The sequence below is a fragment of the Allobosea sp. genome (genome assembly GCF_030694325.1).
In the GTDB taxonomy this organism is placed as follows: Bacteria; Pseudomonadota; Alphaproteobacteria; order Rhizobiales; family Beijerinckiaceae; genus Allobosea.
On sequence record NZ_JAUXYO010000202.1, the window covers coordinates 1 to 20,233 of the forward strand.

General features: G+C 68.4%; 6 protein-coding genes and 1 pseudogene. 5 read left to right on the top strand and 2 right to left on the bottom strand.

Annotation, left to right across the window (positions count from 1 at the left end):
- The 5 genes and pseudogenes from glpK to Q8M82_RS13230 all read left to right on the top strand — a co-directional run.
- On the top strand, positions 1-1,463 hold a 1,463-nt coding region (glpK, locus tag Q8M82_RS13210), incomplete at its 5' end, for a glycerol kinase GlpK (protein WP_305691809.1).
- A 238-nt stretch (positions 1,464-1,701) separates the two neighbouring features.
- Positions 1,702-3,417 carry a type I secretion system permease/ATPase gene (locus Q8M82_RS13215; RefSeq protein ID WP_305691810.1) on the top strand — a complete coding sequence of 572 codons (1,716 nt, stop codon included), beginning with the start codon at positions 1,702-1,704 and terminating at the stop codon, positions 3,415-3,417.
- A gap of 1 nt (position 3,418) precedes the next feature.
- Positions 3,419-4,735: an HlyD family type I secretion periplasmic adaptor subunit gene (locus Q8M82_RS13220; protein WP_305691811.1), complete on the top strand. Its 1,317-nt coding sequence runs from the start codon at positions 3,419-3,421 to the stop codon at positions 4,733-4,735.
- Positions 4,736-5,097: 362 nt separating this feature from the next.
- Positions 5,098-16,089, top strand: a complete 10,992-nt coding sequence (locus tag Q8M82_RS13225) for a putative Ig domain-containing protein (RefSeq protein ID WP_305691812.1) — start codon at positions 5,098-5,100, stop codon at positions 16,087-16,089.
- Between the two features lie 117 nt (positions 16,090-16,206).
- Positions 16,207-16,386, top strand: a pseudogene (locus tag Q8M82_RS13230) (magnesium-protoporphyrin IX monomethyl ester anaerobic oxidative cyclase); the annotation flags it as partial.
- Between the two features lie 415 nt (positions 16,387-16,801).
- Here Q8M82_RS13230 and Q8M82_RS13235 read toward each other — a convergent pair.
- Together Q8M82_RS13235 and Q8M82_RS13240 are read right to left on the bottom strand one after the other, a co-directional pair.
- Entirely contained in the window at positions 16,802-17,512 is a 711-nt protein-coding gene (locus Q8M82_RS13235; protein ID WP_305691813.1) for a response regulator, read from the bottom strand.
- Positions 17,509-20,226 carry a sensor histidine kinase gene (locus Q8M82_RS13240; protein ID WP_305691814.1) on the bottom strand — a complete coding sequence of 906 codons (2,718 nt, stop codon included), beginning with the start codon at positions 20,224-20,226 and terminating at the stop codon, positions 17,509-17,511. The genes Q8M82_RS13235 and Q8M82_RS13240 overlap by 4 nt, the downstream gene beginning before the upstream one ends.
- Positions 20,227-20,233: the final 7 nt, after the last annotated feature.

Here is a 20,233-nt window from a genome sequence, read left to right on the forward strand (position 1 = left end):
ATTCGGGCCTCGGGCTCGTCGCCAGCGCGCAGCGCGAATTCGCCCAGCACTTTCCGGCCTCGGGCTGGGTCGAGCATGAGCCCGAGGACATCTGGGAGAGCGTGCTGTCGACCTGCCGCGAGGCGATCGCCAAGGCCGGGCTGACCGCCGCCGACATCGCCGCGATCGGCATCACCAACCAGCGCGAGACGACGCTCGTCTGGGACCGGAAGACCGGCCGCGCCATCCACCGCGCCATCGTCTGGCAGGACCGCCGCACCGCGCCTTCCTGCGCCGCGCTCGTCGCCGCCGGCCATGAGGGGCTGGTCGCGGCCCGGACCGGATTGCGGATCGACCCCTATTTCTCGGCCACCAAGATCGCCTGGCTGCTCGACAACGTGCCAGGCGCGCGGCGGCGCGCGGAAGCCGGCGAACTCGCCTTCGGCACGGTCGACAGCTTCCTGCTCTGGCGCCTGACCGGCGGGGCCGTTCACGCGACGGATGCCACCAATGCCTCGCGCAGCCTGATCTTCGACATCCATCGCGGCGTCTGGGACGAGGAGTTGCTGGCGCTGTTCGACATCCCGGCCTCGCTGCTGCCGCAGGTGAAGGACTGTGCCGGCCTGTTCGGCGAGACCGACCCGGCGCTGCTGGGCGCCGCCATCCCCGTGCGGGGCATCGCCGGCGACCAGCAGGCGGCGACGATCGGACAGGCGTGTTTCGCGCCGGGCATGGTGAAGTCGACCTATGGCACGGGCTGCTTCGCGCTGCTGAATACGGGCGACAAGCCCGTCGCCTCGCAGCACCGGCTGCTCAGCACGGTCGCCTATCAGCTGGAGGGCCGACGGACCTATGCGCTGGAGGGCTCGATCTTCATCGCGGGCGCGGCAGTGCAATGGCTGCGCGACGGGCTCGGCCTGATCAAGGAGGCGAGCGAGACCGGCCCGCTGGCGCGCGCCGCCGATCCGTCCCAGGAGGTCTATCTCGTCCCGGCTTTCGTCGGGCTCGGCGCGCCGCATTGGGATGCCGAGGCGCGGGGTGCGATCTTTGGGCTGACCCGCAATTCCGGCCCGCGGGAATTCGCCAGGGCCGCGCTGGAGAGCGTCTGCTACCAGACGCTCGACCTGATCGAGGCGATGCATGCCGACTGGGGACACGCCGCTGGCGGGGCCGGGCAGGGGACGGGGCATGCCGCGCGCTCGGTGCTGCGGGTCGATGGCGGCATGGCGGCCTCGGACTGGACGATGCAGCGCCTCGCCGACCTGCTCGACCTCCCGGTGGATCGCCCGAGCCTGCGCGAGACGACGGCCCTGGGTGCGGCCTATCTCGCTGGGCTGGATGCCGGGGTTTTGCCCGAGCCCGACCGCTTCGCCGATCTCTGGCGGCTGGAGCGTCGTTTCACGCCCGGCATGGCCGATAGCGAGCGCAGCCGCAAGATTGCCGGCTGGCGCGACGCGGTGCGGCGCACGCTGAGCGACCATTGAGGACGCAGCGCCGCGCGAGCCCGCCCCTTCGCCGTTGACCCTGTCGGCAGATCGTTCGCCCCATTGCGGGGAAGCCCCTTGCCCGAAGGGAAGGCCGGCCCGATGATGCCGCCATGGACAGAAGACGGGGCGGGGGCTTCCGGTTGGGCTGGCGGATTGATGACGAGACGCGTCGCGACGTGCCTCGCGGCATTGGGACGCGGCGTTTGGCAAAGGGCGGACGGTCATGAAGCCGGATGTGCTGACATCCGCCCTGGCCGAATGCCGGCGCGCCTTCTGGTCGGTCGGTCTGGTGAGCTGCGTCACCAACCTGCTGATGTTTGCAGGGCCGATCTACATGCTGCAGGTCTATGACCGGGTCATCCCGGGCCGCAGCATCCCGACCCTCGTCGGGCTGACCGCGATCCTGATCGCAGCCTTCGCCTTCCAGGGTTTCCTCGACGCGTTGCGCAACCGGCTCGTCATCCGCATCGGGCGGCTGCTCGACGAGCGCCTGGCCGGGCCCGTTCACGGAGCGGTCCTGCTGCTCGCCCGGCAGAACCGGCCGCCCGGCGAAAGCAGCCAGCCGCTGCGAGACCTCGACATGATCCGCGCCTTCCTGTCGGGACTGGGGCCGGGGGCGATCTTCGACATGCCGTGGATCGTCGTCTTCGTCACGGTCTGCTTCCTGATCCATCCGCTCATCGGCCTGGCTGCGATCGCAGCCGCGCTGCTCCTCATCGGCCTGACCGTTCTGACGGAGTTGAACGGGCGCGAGGCCCAGCGCGAGACCCTGCGCGAAACCGCCGGGCGGCAATCCCTGCTCGAGGCGGCGCGGCAGAATGCGGCGATGGTCAAGGCGCTCGGCATGACGCCGGCGCTGCGCGAGCGCTGGCTGCGCGTCAACCGCCGCTATCTCGACGCCGTCCAGCGCAGCAGCGACACGACGGGCGGCTTCGGCAGCGCGTCGCGGACAATGCGGCTGCTCGTCCAGTCCCTGGTGCTCGGTCTCGGCGCCTATCTGGTGATCCAGGGCGAGATGACGGCCGGCGCGGTGATCGCCTGCTCGATCATGATCGGCCGGGCGCTGGCGCCGGTCGAATCGGCGATCGGCAGCTGGGCGGGCTTCAGCCAGGCGCGCCAGGCCGTGTCGCGCCTGAAGCGCCTCTTCGCCGCTGTCCAGGCGCCGGGCGAGACCACGGAGTTGCCAGCGCCGGTGGCGTCGCTGCAGGTCGAGGCTCTCGTCGTCGCCGCCCCCGGCGCGATGGGCGCCCTGCTCCAGCAGATCGCCTTCGGATTGAAGGCGGGCGATGCGCTCGGGATCATCGGCCCCAGCGCCGCGGGCAAGAGCTCGCTCGCGCGGGTGCTGGTCGGCGCCTGGCCGGCGGCGCGCGGCGCCGTGCGGCTCGACGGGGCGCTGATCGACCATTGGGACCCGGTCGCGCTCGCCCGCCATATCGGCTACTTGCCGCAGGATGTCAGCCTGTTCGACGGCACGGTGGCTGAGAACATCGCCCGGATGGCGGTCGAGCCCGATCCCGCAGCGGTCGTCGCCGCTGCCAAGGCCGCCGGCGCCCATGAGATGGTGCTGCGCCTGCCGGGCGGCTACGACACGGTGATCGGGGAGGGCGGCGTCACACTTTCCGGCGGGCAGCGCCAGCGCGTCGCGCTTGCTCGTGCGCTTTATGGCGATCCGTTCCTGGTCGTGCTCGACGAGCCCAATGCCAATCTCGATCGCGACGGCGAAGCGGCGCTGGCCGAGGCCATTCTCGGCGTCAAGGCGCGCGGCGGCATCGTGGTGGCGATCGCGCACCGCCCGAACGCGGTCGGCGTCTGCGACTACGTGCTCTATCTCGGCCAGGGTACGCAGCAGGCCTTCGGCCCGCGCGACGAGGTGCTGCGCAAGATCATCGCCGCCAACGCTGTCGGCGCAAACGACGTCCGGCGGGTCGAACGCCGCAGCGAGGTCGCCTGAGATGAGCCCGGCCGGCACCACGCTCGCGCAGGTCCAGGCGAGCCTCGCGCGCCTCAACCGCATCGGACTGGCGAGCTGCGCGATCTTCCTGTTCGGCATCGGCGGCTGGGCTTGGGCCGTCAATCTGTCGGGCGCCGTGCTCGCGGCCGGGCAGGTCGTGGTCGAGGGCAGCCTGCGCCGCGTCCAACATCCGACCGGCGGCGTCGTCGGCCAGATCTTCGTGGCCGAGGGGCAGGCCGTGGCGGCCGGCGACGTGCTGCTGCGCCTCGACGACACGCTGACGCGTGCCAATCTCGGCATCGTGCGTTCGCAGATCGACGAGCTCGAGGCGCGGGAGGCCCGGCTTCTGGCCGAGCGCGACGGCGAGCGCGAGATCCGCTTTCCGGCCGGGCTGCTGTCGCGGCGCGGCGAGCCCTCCGTCGAGCGGGCGCTCGCCGGCGAGGAAAAGCTGATCGAGGCCCGGACCCGTTCGCGCGACGGGCAGAAGGCGCAGCTGCGCGAGCGCGCGGCCCAGTTCGCCGAGGAGACCCAAGGCATCTCCGTGCAGATCGGGACGAAAGAGAAGGAAGAGGCGCTGATCGCCGAGGAGCTGCGCGGAGTCGCCCAGCTGTTCAAGCAGAACCTGACCTCGATGCAGCGATTCACGGCCCTGCAGCGCGACCAGACCCGCGTGTCGGGCGAGCGCGGCCAGCTCCTGACCGAGCGGGCTCGGGTGCGCGGCAAGATTGCGGAGGTCGAGCTGCAGATCCTCCAGCTCGACCAGGACATGCGCACCCAGGTTCTCGGCGATCTCCGCGACACCCAGGGCAAGCTCGGTGAATTGCGGGAGCGGCGCATCGCCGCCGAGGACCAGCTCGCGCGGGTGGAGATCCGCGCCCCGATCGCGGGGCTCGTCCACCAGCTCACGGTGTTCACCGTCGGCGGCGTGATCGGATCCGGCGAGACCCTGATGTCGATTGTTCCCCATGACGAGGCGCTGGTGGCGGATGTCCGTGTCGCACCCACGGACATCGACCAACTCGCTGCGGGGCAGGAGGCGATCGTGCGCGTGCTGGCCGGCAACCAGCGCACAACTCCCGACCTGCGCGGGCGGCTGGTCCGCATCGGTGCCGACCTGACCCGCGAGCCGCAGACCGGGCTGAGCTATTTCACGGCGCGCATCGCGCTGCCGGAGAGCGAGATCCGGCAGCTGCGCGACCTCAAGCTGGTTCCCGGCATGCCGATCCAGGCCTTCATCAAGACGCAGGACCGATCGGCGCTGGACTATCTGCTCCGTCCGCTGATCGAGCAGGCGGGCCGCGCCTTCCGGGAACGGTGACCCCCCAAAAGCAAGCCCTGCAGTGATCTCGACCGGTGTGATGCTTTTCGCGCCGACTTGCGTGATCCTTCAGCAGCATGAGAGGCGCGAAGCTAAAATCGAACATTTGAGGCGCGCGCCGCCCAGCAAATCTTGGAAACAATTGTCGGCTTTATTGATCGGCCCATATCCGGTCACGGCGATCCGCCGCGCAATACGTTTCGGAAGTGTCCCGCGGGGCGGATACTAACGATCCAATAGTTCTTCTATGCGCTGGGCGCGTTTTCTGACGGCTTTGCTTCATTCGGTCCTTTACGGCGCCTCATACCCTGCGTAATGATCAGGATGCGGTAACATTTTTTTAAGTTTATTTCGGAGCTGCCATGCCCGCCCCGACCGGCCTTTCGCTCTCCAACCTCGCCGTCATCGAAAACAGCCCCTTCAACACGATCATCGGCCTGCTGTCGGCAACGGATTCCGATCCGGGCGACGGCATCGCCCGCTACGAGCTGGTGACGCCGGGTACGCCGTTCAGCGTCTTCAACAACGAGCTGCGCGTCATCGGCCCCGTCGATTTCGAGGCCCAGCCGAGCTGGACCCTGACGATCCGGGCCTACGACTTTTCCGGCAATTTCGTCAGCGCCGACTTCACGCTGTCCGTGGCGGATGCGATCGAGGGCACGGCCAATGCAGACACGCTGAACGGAACGGGCGGCAACGACATCATCCAGGGGCTGGCCGGCAACGACACGCTGACGGGGCAGGCCGGCGCCGACCTCATCGATGGCGGCGTCGGACGCGATCGCGTCAACTATGGCAACGAAGCCGGCTCAGGACCGGCGATCGTCAATCTGTCGACCGCAGCCATTCAATATGATGCCGATGGGGCAGGGCCCGGCGTGGCGGTGACGGTTGCAGCGGGAACGGCGATCGACACCTTCGGCACGGTCGACACGCTCGTCAGCATCGAGGACGTCCGCGGCACGTCGCAGGCGGACTACCTCGTCGGCGGCAACGAAGCCAATCTGTTCCATGGTCGTGGCGGCGACGACTATATGCGCGGCAACGGCGAGGCCGACGAGTTCATCGGCGGCGCCGGCAACGACACGCTCGACGGGACCGATATCGTCAATGACGGCGACCCCACCGATCTGGTTTTCGCACAGTTCGCCACGGGCGACCCGCTCGCAACGGGCGTGATCGTCAATTTCGGGCATACGGCCGTGACTGTCGGCGCCGAGACCGTGGCGGCACACACGACGCGCGATGCCTATGCCTCGACCGATACGTTGATCGACATCGAGATGGCGCGCGGCACCTACAATGCCGACCATCTCTTCGGTGGCGACACCGGCAACGACGACTATGAGGGTTTCGAGGGACTGGCCGGCAACGACCTGATCGACGGCGGCAGCGGCTTCGATGAAGTCCGGTACACCAACGACGCCGTCTATCAGAACGCGGCCGGGCTCTTCGGCGGTCAGGGCGTCGTGGTCAACCTGTCGGCCACCGCCAGGATGGTCGATCTCGATGGCGCGGGGCCGGGCGCGCCCATCACCGTGGCGGCGGGCACGGCCCGCGACGGCTATGGCGATACCGACACGCTGGTATCCATCGAAGGGGTCCGTGCCTCGAACGCGGCCGACTTCGTCTTCGGTGGTGCGGGCGACGAACGCTTCCGCCTCTTCGCCGGCAACGACTACCTCGATGGCGGCGCCGGCACCGACCAGGTCGATTACCGTCGCGAGTGGACCGGTGGCAACGGGGTCACCGTCGTGCTCGGCGGCAGCGTGGCGATCAACGGGGTCGGGCCGGGCACGGCGCGCGATGCCAGCGGTGCGACCGATACGCTCATCGATATCGAGGACGTGCGTGGGACCGACGGTTCCGACGTCATCGTCGGCGACGACGGCGCCAACTTTCTGCGCGGTCAGGGCGGTGGCGATAATCTGACGGGCAATGGCGGCGCGGACATCCTCGACGGCGGCGGCGGCACCGACCGCGCCAATTACGGCAATGAGTCGGGCGGCATCGCCGGGCGCGGTGTCATCGTCAACCTGTCGACGCAGGCGATCACGGCCGATATCGGCAACGGACCGACCCTCGTCGCGGCCGGTTCCGCGATCGACACCCATGGTGACACCGACACGCTGATCTCGATCGAGAACGTGCGCGGCACCAGCAACGGGGACCATATCGTCGGCGACGGCCAGTCCAACACCGTGTTCTCGAGGGGCGGGGCTGACGTCGTCATCGGCGGCGGCGGCAACGACTTCATACAGGCCGGCGGCGGCGCCGACATCATCGACGGTTCGGTCGCGGGCGGAGACGGTTTCGACGTCGATACCGCCTTCTACCAGTCCGACCTGACGGACACGCTGACGACCGGCATCCACGTCAACCTCTCGAGCGTCGCCGTGACGCTGACCGACCCGGTCCCGGGGGCCGGCACCATCACCATCGCGGCCCACTCGGCCAAGGACCCGCTCTACACGGGCGCCACAATCGAGGCGATCGACACGCTGATCGACATTGAGGCCGTGCGCGGCACGATGCTGTCGGACGTGCTGATCGGCGGCGATACGCAGAACGACGCCTATGAGAGCTTCGAGGGCCTCGGCGGAGACGACTATATCGACGGTGGCTCGGGCTTCGACGAAATCAGCTATGCGAACGGCACGTCGATGGGCGGCACGCAGGGCGCGATCGTCAATCTGAGCGCGGCCGACCGCGTCGTCGGCGGCGTCACGGTCGCCGCCCAGACCGCGCGCGACGGCTTCGGCGGCACCGACCGGCTGATCAGCATCGAAGGTGCGCGCGGCTCCTCCTTTGCCGACACGCTGATCGGCGGCGACGGCAACGAGCGCTTCTCGGGCCTTGCCGGCGCCGATGTGATCGACGGCGGCGGCGGCAGCGATACCGTATCCTACCTGTTCGATGCCGGATTCGGCGGTACGCAGGGCGCGCAGGTCAATCTGGGCGAGACCGTCGTCGGCACGCTTGCGGCCGGAACGGCACGCGACGGTTTTGGGTCCGTGGATACGCTGGTCTCGATCGAGAACGCCCATGGCACCAATTTCGCCGACACGCTGATCGGCTCGTCGGCTGCCAATGCGTTCAATGGCTTCGGCGGCAATGATTTCATCTCGGGCGGCGCCTTCGTGCAGGCGAGCGTCTTCACCGGGGACGTCAACGACCGTGTGTTCTATGGCGGCTCGCTCGCCGATTATGCGATCACGCGCGGTCAGTTCGGCGCGACCTATGTCGTGACCGATCTGCGGGCAGGCTCGCCGGATGGCACCGACCAGATCTCCAACATCGAGTTTCTGCACTTCGCGGACCAGATTCTGGACCTGCGCCAGACCTACAACAGCGCGCCGACCGGAATCACGCTGTTCAATACGCTGGTGCCGGAGAACATCCCCGGCTTCGGCGGCACCGGCCTGGCGGTGACCGACCCGGACTTCGAGACCGTCTTCTCCTTCTCGGTTTCGGATGTTCGCTTCGAGGTCGTCAACGCCGGCTTCTACCAGCTCAAGCTGAAGGCCGGCGTCGCGCTCGATTTCGAGGCGGAACCGACCGTGAGCTTCGACATCACTGCCACCGACCACTGGGGCGGCAGCGTCACCCAGTCGGTGACGCTCAATGTGCAGGACATGAACGACGCGCCGGTCGTCGCCATTCCGATCCCGGACCAGAATGCCACTCTCGGCCAGCCTTTCAGCTACATCATCCCCGCTGGAACGTTTTCGGACCCGGAAGGAAACGCGCTCCAGCTCTTCGTGCAGAATCTGCCCGGCTGGATGATCTACAACCCGGTCACACGCGAGCTCTCGGGCACCCCGATGCCCGGCGCCCCGAACGCGATCATCACGGTCTCAGCCAATGACGGCGCCGGCGGTCAGGTGTCCGACAGTTTCAGCGTCTCGGTTGCCGGAGCCTTCAACCAGTTCCCGGTCATCGTGACACCGATCCCCGACCAGGTGGCGCGGATCGGCCAGCCCTTCAGCTTCACGATTCCGGCGGGTGCCTATGTCGACCCTGAAGGTCAACCGCTGACCATCACGGCGAGCGCTCCGGCGCCCTGGCTCAGCTATGATCCGGCGACGCGGACGATCTCGGGCACGCCGCCGGTCGGCGCGGGGACCGTCTCGGTCAACGTGATGATTTCGGACGGGTCGGGCGGCCTGGCCTCGGACAGCTTCAACCTGTCAGTCGGCAGCGTTGGCCAGAACCTGCCGCCGACGTTCCAGTCGGAGGTGCTGAACCAGTTCGTCACGGTGGGCCAACCCTTCAGCTATACGATCCCGGCCGATGCCTATTTCGATCCCGAAGGCCAGCCACTCACGCTGAGCCTCGTCGGACAGCCGGCCTGGCTCGGCTTCGATCCCGTCACGCGCACGATGTCCGGGACGCCGCCGGCTGACTTCATTCAGGCCTCGGTGGCGGTGTCCGTGTCGGACGGCGTCAATCCGCCGGTCATCGATGGCTTCACGGTCCAACGAGCGGGCTATCTCAACCAGTTCCCGGTCATCACGGCACCGATTCCCGATCAGGTCGCCACGATCGGCCAATTCTTCAGCTACACGATCCCGGCCGGAGCCTATGCCGATCCCGAAGGCCAGCCTCTGACCATCACCGCGAGCGCTCCGGCTCCCTGGCTCAGCTACGATCCGGCGACGCGGACGATCTCGGGCACGCCGCCAGTTGGTTCATCGACTGTCACGGTCAACGTGATGGTCTCGGACGGTTTCGGAGGTGTCGCCTCGGACATCTTCAACCTGTCGGTCGGTGCCGCGGGCCCGAATCTGCCGCCGACGCTCCAGTCGGAGGTGCTGAACCAGTTCGTCACGGTCGGCCAACCCTTCAGCTACACGATCCCGGCCGATGCCTATTTCGATCCCGAAGGCCAGCCGCTCACGCTGAGCCTCGTCGGACAGCCGGCCTGGCTCAGCTTCGACCCCGTCACGCGGACGATGTCGGGCACGCCGCCGGCCGATTTCCTGCAGGCCTCGCTGGCGGTGTCCGTGTCGGACGGCGTCAATCCGCCGGTCATCGATGGCTTCACGGTCCAGCGGACGGGCTATCTCAACCAGTTCCCGGTCATCACGGCACCGATCCCCGACCAGGCCGCCACGATAGGCCAGCCCTTCAGCTACACGATTCCGGCCGGGGCCTATGCCGATCCCGAAGGCCAGCCGCTGACCATCACCGCGAGCGCTCCGGCACCCTGGCTCAGCTACGACCCGGTGACACGGACGATCTCGGGCACGCCGCCAGTTGGTTCATCGACAGTCACGGTCAACGTGATGGTCTCGGACGGCTTCGGAGGTATCGCCTCCGACAGCTTCAATCTTTCAGTCGGGACAGGCGGAGCCAACCAGTCCCCCACCGCGATCGCGCTGTCGAACCTCACCGTCGCGGAAGGCGTGCAAAACGCGGTCGTCGGCACGGTCACCGTGACCGACGCCGACAGCACGAGCTTCACCTTCACCGTGTCTGATGCGCGCTTCGAGGTGGTCGGCACGCCGGGTGCCTATGTCCTGCGTCTGGCCGGCGCCAACGTCCTCACCGCCGAGCAGGCGTCGAACATCGCGCTCACCGTGACGGCCACGGACGGGACCGGCAACAGCTTCGCGCAGGGCTTCGGCCTGACCGTCCTGAACACGCAGATCGGCGGCACGAATGCCGGCGAGTTCATCTTCGGCGACGACACGCCCCAGGTGATCAACGGCCTCGGCGGCAACGACTTCCTGTTCGGCCAGGGCGGCGATGACACGCTGAACGGCGGCAGCGACAATGACGGCCTTTCGGGTGGCGCCGGCAACGACACGCTGATCGGCGAGGACGGGTTCGACTACGCTCAGTACAACCTGCCCCCTGATGCCGGCGCCTTGACCTACGCCGTCGGCGTCGATAGCGCGACCGTCTTTGCCGGTGGCGTTGCGGTTCTCGCAATCCAGCGCGTCCTCGGTGGCGGCTATACGGTTCAGGATCTGCGCCCGGGCTCACCGCTCGGCACCGATACGCTGGCGAGCGATGTCGAAGCCGTGTTCGTCTTCCTCGAAGGGCCGGCGGGTCAGCCTCCCGCCCAGGTCCTGACGCTCAATCTGGTGCCCCGGATCGACACCGGCTTCGTCCAGGGCGGCATCTTCGACGATCTGATCGACGCCACGACGATTCCCGGCGTCGACGCGGCGCAGAACATCGGCATCGAGGGCGGCGACGGCAACGACGTCATCATCGGTCATGCCGGCTCGAACTTCATCACCGGCGGCGCCGGCGACGACGAGATCTCCGGTGGCGGCGGCTTCGACACGGCGAGCTATGCGCTGCCGACCGGGACGGCGGGCACGCTGTCGTCCGTCACGACCGGCAACGTCACGCTGGTGCGCTTGACCGACGGCGCGACCGTGACCGATGTCTTCCGCGTCACCTCGTCGGGCTCTGCCGTCACGGTCGAGGATCTCAGGCCCGGATCGCCGCTGGGCACCGACACCGTCTATGTCGGCTCCGGCCCCGTGTTCCAGACCGAACTGCTCAACTTCCAGATCAGCGGCGTCGGCACTGCGCCGCCCGTCCAGAGCCTGTTCCTCAATATCGCGCCCCAGGGCTTCGCCAATGCCGGCGGCGGCTTCATCCAAGGCAGCATCGGCGGCGACACGATTTCTGCCAATGTCTTCTTCCCGCTCGCCGGCAGCGCGGATGCGATCAGCATCGACGGGGGCCTCGGCGACGACATCATCTCCGGCCATGCGGGCTCGAACTTCATCTCCGGCGGAGCGGGCGACGACGTCATCAGCGGCGGTGGAGGCATCGATTCGGCGGCGTTCACGCTGCCGCTCGGCACGGCCGGCACGCTGAGTTCGGTCACGGCGGGCGCGGTCACGCTGGTGAAGCTGACGGACGGTGCCACGACGAGCGACGTCTTCCGGATCACGCAGACGGCGAGCGGCTGGACCGTCGAGGATTTGCGGCCCGGCTCGCCGCTCGGCACCGATACGCTGGACGACACGATCGAGAACATCTCGGTCACCATCGACGGCGGGCCGGGCCTGCCGCCCGTTCAGTCGCTGTTCCTGAACCTGGCGCCGCAATTCTTCCCGAACGGCAATGGCGGGTTCGTGCAGGGCGGGCTGGGCGCGGATGTGATCTCGGTCGCAGCGCTGGCTCCGGCCGCGGGGAGCCAGGACAACGTCAGCGTCAACGGAGGCTCCGGCGACGACGTCATCACCGGCCATGGCGGCGCCAACCTCATCGAGGGCGGCGCCGGCAACGATGCGATCGCCGGCGGCGGCGGACGCGATGTGGCGCAATATGTGCTGCCTTCGGGCACGGCGGGCTTCATTGGCGCCGTTCGCGACGATGACGACGTCGTCCGCCTGACCCTGAACGACAATGGCAGCGTCAGCGACCTGTTCTCCATCGTCCGCAATGGCAATGGCACCTGGACGATCACCGACCTGCGTCCCGGCGCTCCGCTGGGGATCGACACGCTTGCGGCCGATGTCGAGCAGATCTCGGTTTTCGTGCCGTCATCGCCTGCCGCGATCGTCGTCAATCTCATGCCGCTGACCGAGATTGCGAATGGCGTCACCTCGGTCTTCGGCTCGATCGAGCCCGACGTCCTGACGGCCAGCGGCCCGTCCAACAGCCAGATCAACCTCTTCGGCAATCTCGGCAACGACACGCTGACCGGCCATGGCGGCACGAACTATCTCAATGGCGGGCCGGGCCGTGACATCCTCGACGGCGCCGGCGGCAACGATACGCTCGTCGGCGGCGGCGGCGCGGACCAGATCAATGGCGGAGCCGGATCCGACCTGGTCAACTATGGCGACGAGACCGGCGTCGCCGGCGTCGTCGTCAACCTGTCGGGCGCTGCGGTCACGGTCGACGGCACGGTCTTTGCGGCCCGCACGGCCCGCGACAGCTTCGGCCAGACCGACACCCTCTCCGGCATCGAGAATATCCGCGGCACGATCTTCGCCGACACGCTGATCGGTGACGATCTCGAGAACGATCTGCAAGGTGGCGGCGGCTCCGATACGCTGATCGGCAACGGGGCCTCCGACAGCTTCAACGGCGGTGGCGGCAACGACATCATCGATGGCACGGCCGTGGCCGGCGACAGCGACGACAGCGACCAAGTCTACTACCAGGGCACGAACGAGACCGTGACCGGCGGTGTCCGCGTCAATCTCTCGGCCACGGCGATCACCCATCTCGATGGCGGCGTCATCGCGGCCCGCTCCGGCCAGGACACGTTCGGCGGCATCGACACGCTGATCGACATCGAGATGGTGCGCGGCACCAATTTCGCCGACGTGATCTATGGCGGCGATACCGGGAACGACGCGTTCGAGGCCTTCCGCGGTCTCGGCGGCGCCGACCATATCGACGGCGGCTCCGGCTATGACGAGGCGCGCTATGACCGGGACGCGCAGTTCGGCGGCACGGCCGGCGTGGTGGTCAATCTCAGCGGCTCCAGCCGCACGGTCGATCGCGACGGGGCGGGGCCGCAGGCGCCGATCACGATCGCGGCGGGCACGGCGATCGACGGCTTCGGCACCGTCGATACGCTCGTCGGTATCGAGGGCGCGCGCGGCACGGCTCAGGCCGACATCTTCATCGGCGGCGGCGAAGACAACACCTTCATGGGCTTCGCCGGCCAAGATTCCTTCGACGGCGGCGGGGGCACCGACACGGTGCGCTACGACCAGGAGTTCAGCAATGGCGGGGCGCCCGTCGGCATCCGCGCCAATCTCAGCACGACGGCCCAGGTGCTGGGCGGCGTCGCGGTCGCGGCGGGCTCGGCGATCGACAGCTTCGGCGCCACCGACAGCCTGACCAGCATCGAGGCGATCCGCGGCACCCGCTTCGACGACATCGTTTACGGCGGCAATGCGGGCGAGACGCTGCGCGGCGACGGCGGCAATGACATCTTCTATGGCAATGGCGGCATCGACACGCTGAGGCTGAACGGCAACCGCGCCGATTACAGCGTGACCGCCATCGCGCCCGGCCGGTTCGAAATCGTCGATCTGCGGGCCGGTTCGCCCGATGGCATCGACACGATCTACGATGTCGAGCGCCTGCGCTTCCTCGACACCACGGTCGACATTTCCGTGCCCGATGCAGCGCCGACCGACATCACCGCCATCGGTCCGCTTTCGGTGCAGGACACCAGCGGCGCCGGCACGCTGGTCGCCACCTTCAGCGTCGTCGATGCGGGCGATCTCGGTCCCCACAGCTATGCCCTGGTCGGCGGCGCGATCGACCGCTTCACGGTCGTCGGCGACCGGCTCGTCGTCGCACCCGGCGCGACCTTCGATGCGGAGAACGAGCCGGTGGTCTCGGTGACCGTGCGAGTTACCGACCCCGGCGGGCTGAGCTATGACGAGACCTTCTCCGTCACGATCGGCAGCCGCAGCCTCGGCGGCTCGGGCGACGACACGCTGATGGGCACGGCCGGTGCGGACCGTCTCTTCGGACAGGGCGGCAACGACATCCTGATCGGCCTCGATGGCGACGACACGCTCAATGGCGGCACGGGCGCCGACGAGATGCGTGGCGGCGCCGGCAACGATTCCTATGTCGTCGACGATGTCGGGGACTTGGCCAGCGAGGACGACGGGCTCGGCGGTGACGCCGGCGGCCTCGACAAGGTCACGGCCTCGGTCAGTTTCACGCTGGCGCAATACATCGAGAACCTCACCCTCAGCGGCACGTCCGACATCGACGGCACGGGCAATGCGCTCGACAACCGGCTGCTGGGCAATGCCGGCGCCAACGTCCTCGACGGCGGCGATGGGCACGATACGCTCAACGGCTATGGCGGGTCCGACACGCTGCGGGGCGGGCAGGGCAATGACCGGCTCGATGGCGGGACGGGCGCCGATCTGCTGCTCGGCGGCGCCGGCGACGACATCTATTACGTCGACGACGCCCTCGACGTGGCGAGCGAGGATGACGGTTCGGGCGGCGATGCCGGCGGGCTTGATCTCGTCATCGCGACCGCCAGCACGGTGCTTTCTGCCCATGTCGAGGATTTGCGGCTCGTCGGGAGCGACGCCATCGACGGCACCGGCAATGACGGCGACAACACGCTGCTCGGCAACAATGCCGCCAACCGTCTCGTCGGCCTCGGCGGCGCGGATCTGCTGACCGGCTATGGTGGCAACGACATCCTCGAAGGCGGGGAGGGCGAAGACATCTTGAACGGCGGCGATGGCGACGACATCCTGCAGGGCGGCGGGGACGCAGACGTGCTGAAGGGCGGCGCCGGCATCGACGCCATGTTCGGTGGCGCCGGCGACGATCTCTATTATGTCGACGACCTCGGCGACACCGCCAGCGAGGACGATGGCTTCGGCGGCGACGCGGGCGGCTTCGACACGGTCTACACCACCGTCAGTTTCGCACTCGCTGCGGGCATCGAGGTGCTCAAGGCGAGTGGTTCGGGTGCGCTCTCGCTCACCGGTAACGCCGGCGACAATTCGCTCTACGGCAATGCCGCGGCCAACGTCATCGAAGGGGCGGCCGGCAACGATCTGCTCAGTGGCGGCGCGGGCGACGACGTGCTGCGGGGCGGCGACGACGATGACCGCCTCCTCGGCGGCGACGGCGCCGACCAGCTCTTCGGCGATGCGGGCAACGACCGCCTCGACGGCGGGGCCGGAGCCGACGTCATGAACGGCGGCGCCGGTGACGACGTCTACTACGTCAACGATGTCGGCGATGTCGTCAGCGAGGACGATGGCTTCGGCGGCGACGCCGGCGGCTTCGACATCGTCTACAGCAGCGTCGACGTCACGCTCGGGGCCGGCATCGAGAATCTCTATCTGACCGGCTCCGCTGCGGCGAACGGGACGGGCAACGGTCTCGACAACCGGTTGCTCGGCAACAGCGGCGACAATGTGCTGAGCGGGGGCGACGGGGCGGACCAGCTCGTCGGCAATGCCGGCAACGACGTGCTGATCGGCGGCGCGGGCAGCGACAATCTGAACGGCGGAGCGGGGATGGACCGGCTGATCGGCGGTCTCGCCCGCGACGTGCTGACGGGCGGGGCGGATGCCGATACCTTCGTCTTCGAGGCTTTGCCCGATACGCGCGACACCATCACCGATTTCCAGACCGGGCTCGACAGGATCGAGATTTCGAGCGCGGCCTTCGGGGGTGGTCTGGCGGCGGGGGGGAGCGTCAACCTCATCGTCAACGGCACGCTCGCCGCCGGCGTCGCCGGCTTCACCTACAACTCGACCAGCGGGGCGCTGGCCTGGGACGCCGACGGGCAGGGCGGCGCCGCCGCGGTGGCGGTCGCCGTGCTCACCAACAAGCCCCTGCTGACGGCCAGCGACTTCCTGCTGGTCTGAGGGGGCAAGGCTGCGTGCGGACGCCGCACGCAGCGTCGCTCCGATGAAAAAAAAGCCGCGCGCCTTGCCGCTTCGCAGGCGGGTTCCGGAGCCGCTGTCGACCCCGACCTCGATGCACGCAACACGGTCATCCAGTTCGGCGAGGAGCTGATCCAGCGCGGCCTGCCTGACAAGGTCCAATGGGGCATCAACACCCGCGTCACCGACATCGTCCGGGATCGGGAGCTGCTCCCCTTCTACCGCAAGGCCGGACTTGTCCACGTCTCGCCGGGCCACCTCAGCTGCTCCACCATCAAGGACACGACCGATCTTCTGATTTGTTTGGACGAAAGGCACTCTGACCCACGAGGATGTAACGACGTCCTAGAGCATGCTGATTTCATTCGGAAACAGACCGTCATTCCGGACAAGCGGCGCAGCCGCGCCGATCCGGGATCCATCGTAAGGCTCTGGAGCTCTTCGATGGATCCCGGGGCAAGCCCGGGATGACGGCGGTGGTTCCGAGAAAACTCAGCACGCTCTAGACCTCCGCAGAATCCTTCTTAACGCCCCTGGCCAATTCGACCAGCGCACCATCCGGCAACGGCCGCTGCAGCGCTCTTGCTTGTCTGATGGACGCCGGCTGGCTGGGTCAGCAGCACGCGCGGCGCATTTCTCGCCAGTCGCAGCAAGATTGCGGATGCAAGCTCAGCAGGCTCGGAGCTCTGGTCTGTTATCCGATCGGCCCTTGAGAATCGACGAGCCGGTAGCCCACACCTGGTTCGGTGACGATGAAGCGCGGATCGGCGGCGTCGTCGCCGATCTTCTCGCGGATATGGCCGACCGCGATGCGCAAGTAATGGGTGTCGGCGGCATGGGCCGGCCCCCAGATCGTCGTCAGCAACTGCTTGTGCCCGACCAGCTTGCCCGCATTGCGCGCCAGCAGGGCGACGACGTCGAATTCCTTGCGCGTCAGCTTGACGGCGGCGCCATCGACGACCACCGAACGGCTCGCCAGATCGATCTCCAGCCCGCCGATGCGGATTGCGGCCGGCTCTGCCGCGCGGTCGCGGCGGCTGCGCAGAAGCGCCCGCAGCCTGGCCAGCAATTCGCCGGTCGAGAACGGCTTGGTGACGTAGTCGTCGGCGCCGGCATCGAGCGCGGCGATCTTCTCGGTCTCGGCATCGCGCACGGACAGCACCAGGATCGGCACGCTGGACCATTCGCGGATCGCCTCGATCACCGCCTTTCCGTCCATGTCGGGCAGGCCGAGATCGAGCAGCACCGCGTCTGGCGCCATCGTCGCGGCGCGATCGATGCCGAGCCGGCCGCGGTCAGCCTCGAGCATCTCGAAGCCGCCGGCGCCGAGCACGATCGCGAGAAAGCGCCTGATCGGCGCCTCGTCGTCGATCACCAGGATGCGGGCGGGCTTGGGCTCGGTCATGCGGAGAGTTCGCTGCAGTCGGGGGCGAAGGGCAGCCTGATCACGATCGCCGCGCCGCGTCCACCGGGCCCCGCCTGGGCGCGGGCGGTGCCGCCATGCGCCTCGACCAGCCCGCGCACGATCGACAAGCCGAGCCCCGTTCCGGCGGGCCGCGCATCCCCCTCCGCGACGCGGTGGAACAGGTCGAAGACGCGTTCGCGCTCGGTCGCGGGGATGCCGGGCCCCTCGTCGATCACGCAGATCTCGGCCATGGCGCCGTCGGCCCGCGCCGTGATCGTGATCGAGGTGCCGGCCGGCGCGTATTTGGTGGCGTTCTCGACGATGTTGGCGATGGCCTGGCCGATCAGCACCGGGTCGATATGGAGCGGCGGCAGATCGCGCGGCGTCTCGACGACGAGTCGGTGGCTGGCGAGCACGCGCTTGAGATCGGGGCGCACGACACCGAGGATCTCGCGGAGATCGACCGCCGCGCGCTTGGGCGCCAGCGCGCCATGGCCGAGCCGGGTCATGTCGAGCAGGTTCTGGACATAGCGGTCGAGCCGGCGCGCCTCGTCGAGGGCCGTCATCGTCAGCTCGCGACGATCGGCGTCGCCGAGCACGCCATCCGTTTCGGCAAGGCTCGACACCGCGCCGATCACCGTGACCAGCGGCGTGCGCAGATCGTGGCTGACGGAGTTGAGCAGCGCCCCGCGCAGCTTCTCACCCTCGGCCGAGACGCGCGCATTGGCCAACTCGCCGGCAAGCCGCGTCCGCTCGACGGCGACGGCGACCTGGTCCTCGACCGCCAGCAGCAGGCGCCGGGTCTCGGGATCGAGACCGCGCTGCCGGTCACGGAAGCGCACGCCGATCACGCCGAGGATGCTGCTGGCGGTGGCGAGCGGCACAAACAGCCAGTCGGCCATCGGCAGCGTCGCCGTACCAGCCCCGGCCGGCTCGTTCCTCTCGAAGGCCCAGCGAGCGGCGCCTTCGGCGCGGGCGTCGAGATCCGCGATGGTGGGGTGGCCCTGCACCTGCTGCAGCGCCCCTGCCGCATCCGGCATCAGAATCAGCGACTGGCAGTCCAGCGTCGCTGCGATGTGGAAGGCCGCCGCCCAGAGAACGTCGTCCGTCTCCGTCGCCGAGGCGATCTTGCGGGCGAAGTCGTAGAGGGTTTCGGTGCGCTTCTGAGCCGCGCGCATCGCCTCGACCTGGGCCTTCAACCGACTCGCCAGGCTGCCCGTGAAGATGGCCCCGAGCAGATAGACGACGACGGAGACAACGTCTTCGGGGCGCCGCATGTCGAGCGAATAGAAGGGCGGCGTGTAGAAGAAGTTGTAGGCGGCCGAACCGAGCAGGCCGGCGAGCAGCGAGGGCCCCAGCCCGTGCCGCGCGCCGACCACGAGCACTGCCCCGAGATAGATCGCGGAAATCGCGCCGCCGGGAACGGCGTCCCAGATCGCCAGCGGCAGCGCCGCCAGCGTGGCCACCGCGATGGCGAGGCCCGCGACCCCATATCCCAGCCAGTTCGGCGCGATCCAGCCTGGCTTCGTCAGCTTGCGACGTTCGATGCGGGCATGGGGCGTCACCACGGTGATCTCGAAATCGGTGGCGTCATCCAGCAGCCGGTCCGCCACCGGTTCGCGGAAGACGCCGAACAGCCGCTGCCACCAGGAGCGGTGCGAGCGTGGGCGCCCGATCACCAGCCGCGAGACGTTACGCTGGCGGGCGTAGCGCAGGATCTCGCCGGCGGCATCGGTCTCCGCCCGCAGGACCACTGTCTCGGCTCCGAGCGTCTCCGCAAGCCGCAGCGCCTCGGTGGTCACGGCGCGGGCGTCCGAGGGAAGCGCCTCGTGCCGGGGCGTCAGCACCGTCGCCACGATCCAGGGCAGGCGGGCGCGCTCGGCCATGCGCTTGCCGGCCCGCACCAGGCTGCGGCCCACCGGCGCCTCGTTGATGCAGACCAGCAGCCGCTCCTCCGCCGGCCAGGGGCCCTTGACGGCATGGGCCTGCATCCAGTCGAGCATCTCGGCATCAACGCGGCTGGCCGCCGTACGCAAGGCGAGTTCGCGCAGCGCCGTCAGCTTGCCCTTGCCGAAGAAATTCTCCAGCGCCTGGCCGATCTGCTGGGGCACATAGACCTTACCGTCCTGCAGGCGCTTGATCAGCTCCTCCGGCGGCAGGTCGATCAGTTCGATGGCGTCGGCCCGCTGCAGGATGTGGTCCGGCACGGTTTCCTGCACGCGCACGCCGGTGATGCGCGCGACCACGTCGTTGAGGCTCTCGACATGCTGGATGTTCAGCGTGGTGACGACGTCGATTCCGGCATCCAGCACCTCGACCACGTCCTGCCAGCGCTTGGGATGGCGCGAGCCCGGCGCATTGGTATGGGCGAGCTCGTCGATCAGCGCGATCGCCGGCCGGCGCGCGAGCAGGGCGTCGAGATCGAGCTCGCTCAGCACCTGCCCGCGATACTCGACCTGCCGCCGCGGCAATTGCTCGAGCGTGTCGAGCAGGGCGGCCGTCTCGGCGCGGCCATGGGTCTCGACCAGCGCCACCACGACGTCGAGGCCCGCGCGCTGCCGCACGCGAGCCTCCTCGATCATCGCGAAGGTCTTGCCGACACCGGGCGAGGCGCCGAGGAAGATCTTGAGCCGGCCGGTGCGTCTCTCGCCCTCGCCGCGCGCCTCGGCGAGGAAGGATTCCGGTGTGGCTCTCTCGTCAGGCGCGCTCGGCATGGGCCAC

Coding starts and splice junctions, on each gene's coding strand:
- Q8M82_RS13235 (WP_305691813.1), bottom strand. CDS start 17,512: ATGACCGAGCCCAAGCCCGCCCGCATCCTGGTGATCGACGACGAGGCG.
- Q8M82_RS13225 (WP_305691812.1), top strand. CDS start 5,098: ATGCCCGCCCCGACCGGCCTTTCGCTCTCCAACCTCGCCGTCATCGAA.
- Q8M82_RS13240 (WP_305691814.1), bottom strand. CDS start 20,226: ATGCCGAGCGCGCCTGACGAGAGAGCCACACCGGAATCCTTCCTCGCC.
- Q8M82_RS13220 (WP_305691811.1), top strand. CDS start 3,419: ATGAGCCCGGCCGGCACCACGCTCGCGCAGGTCCAGGCGAGCCTCGCG.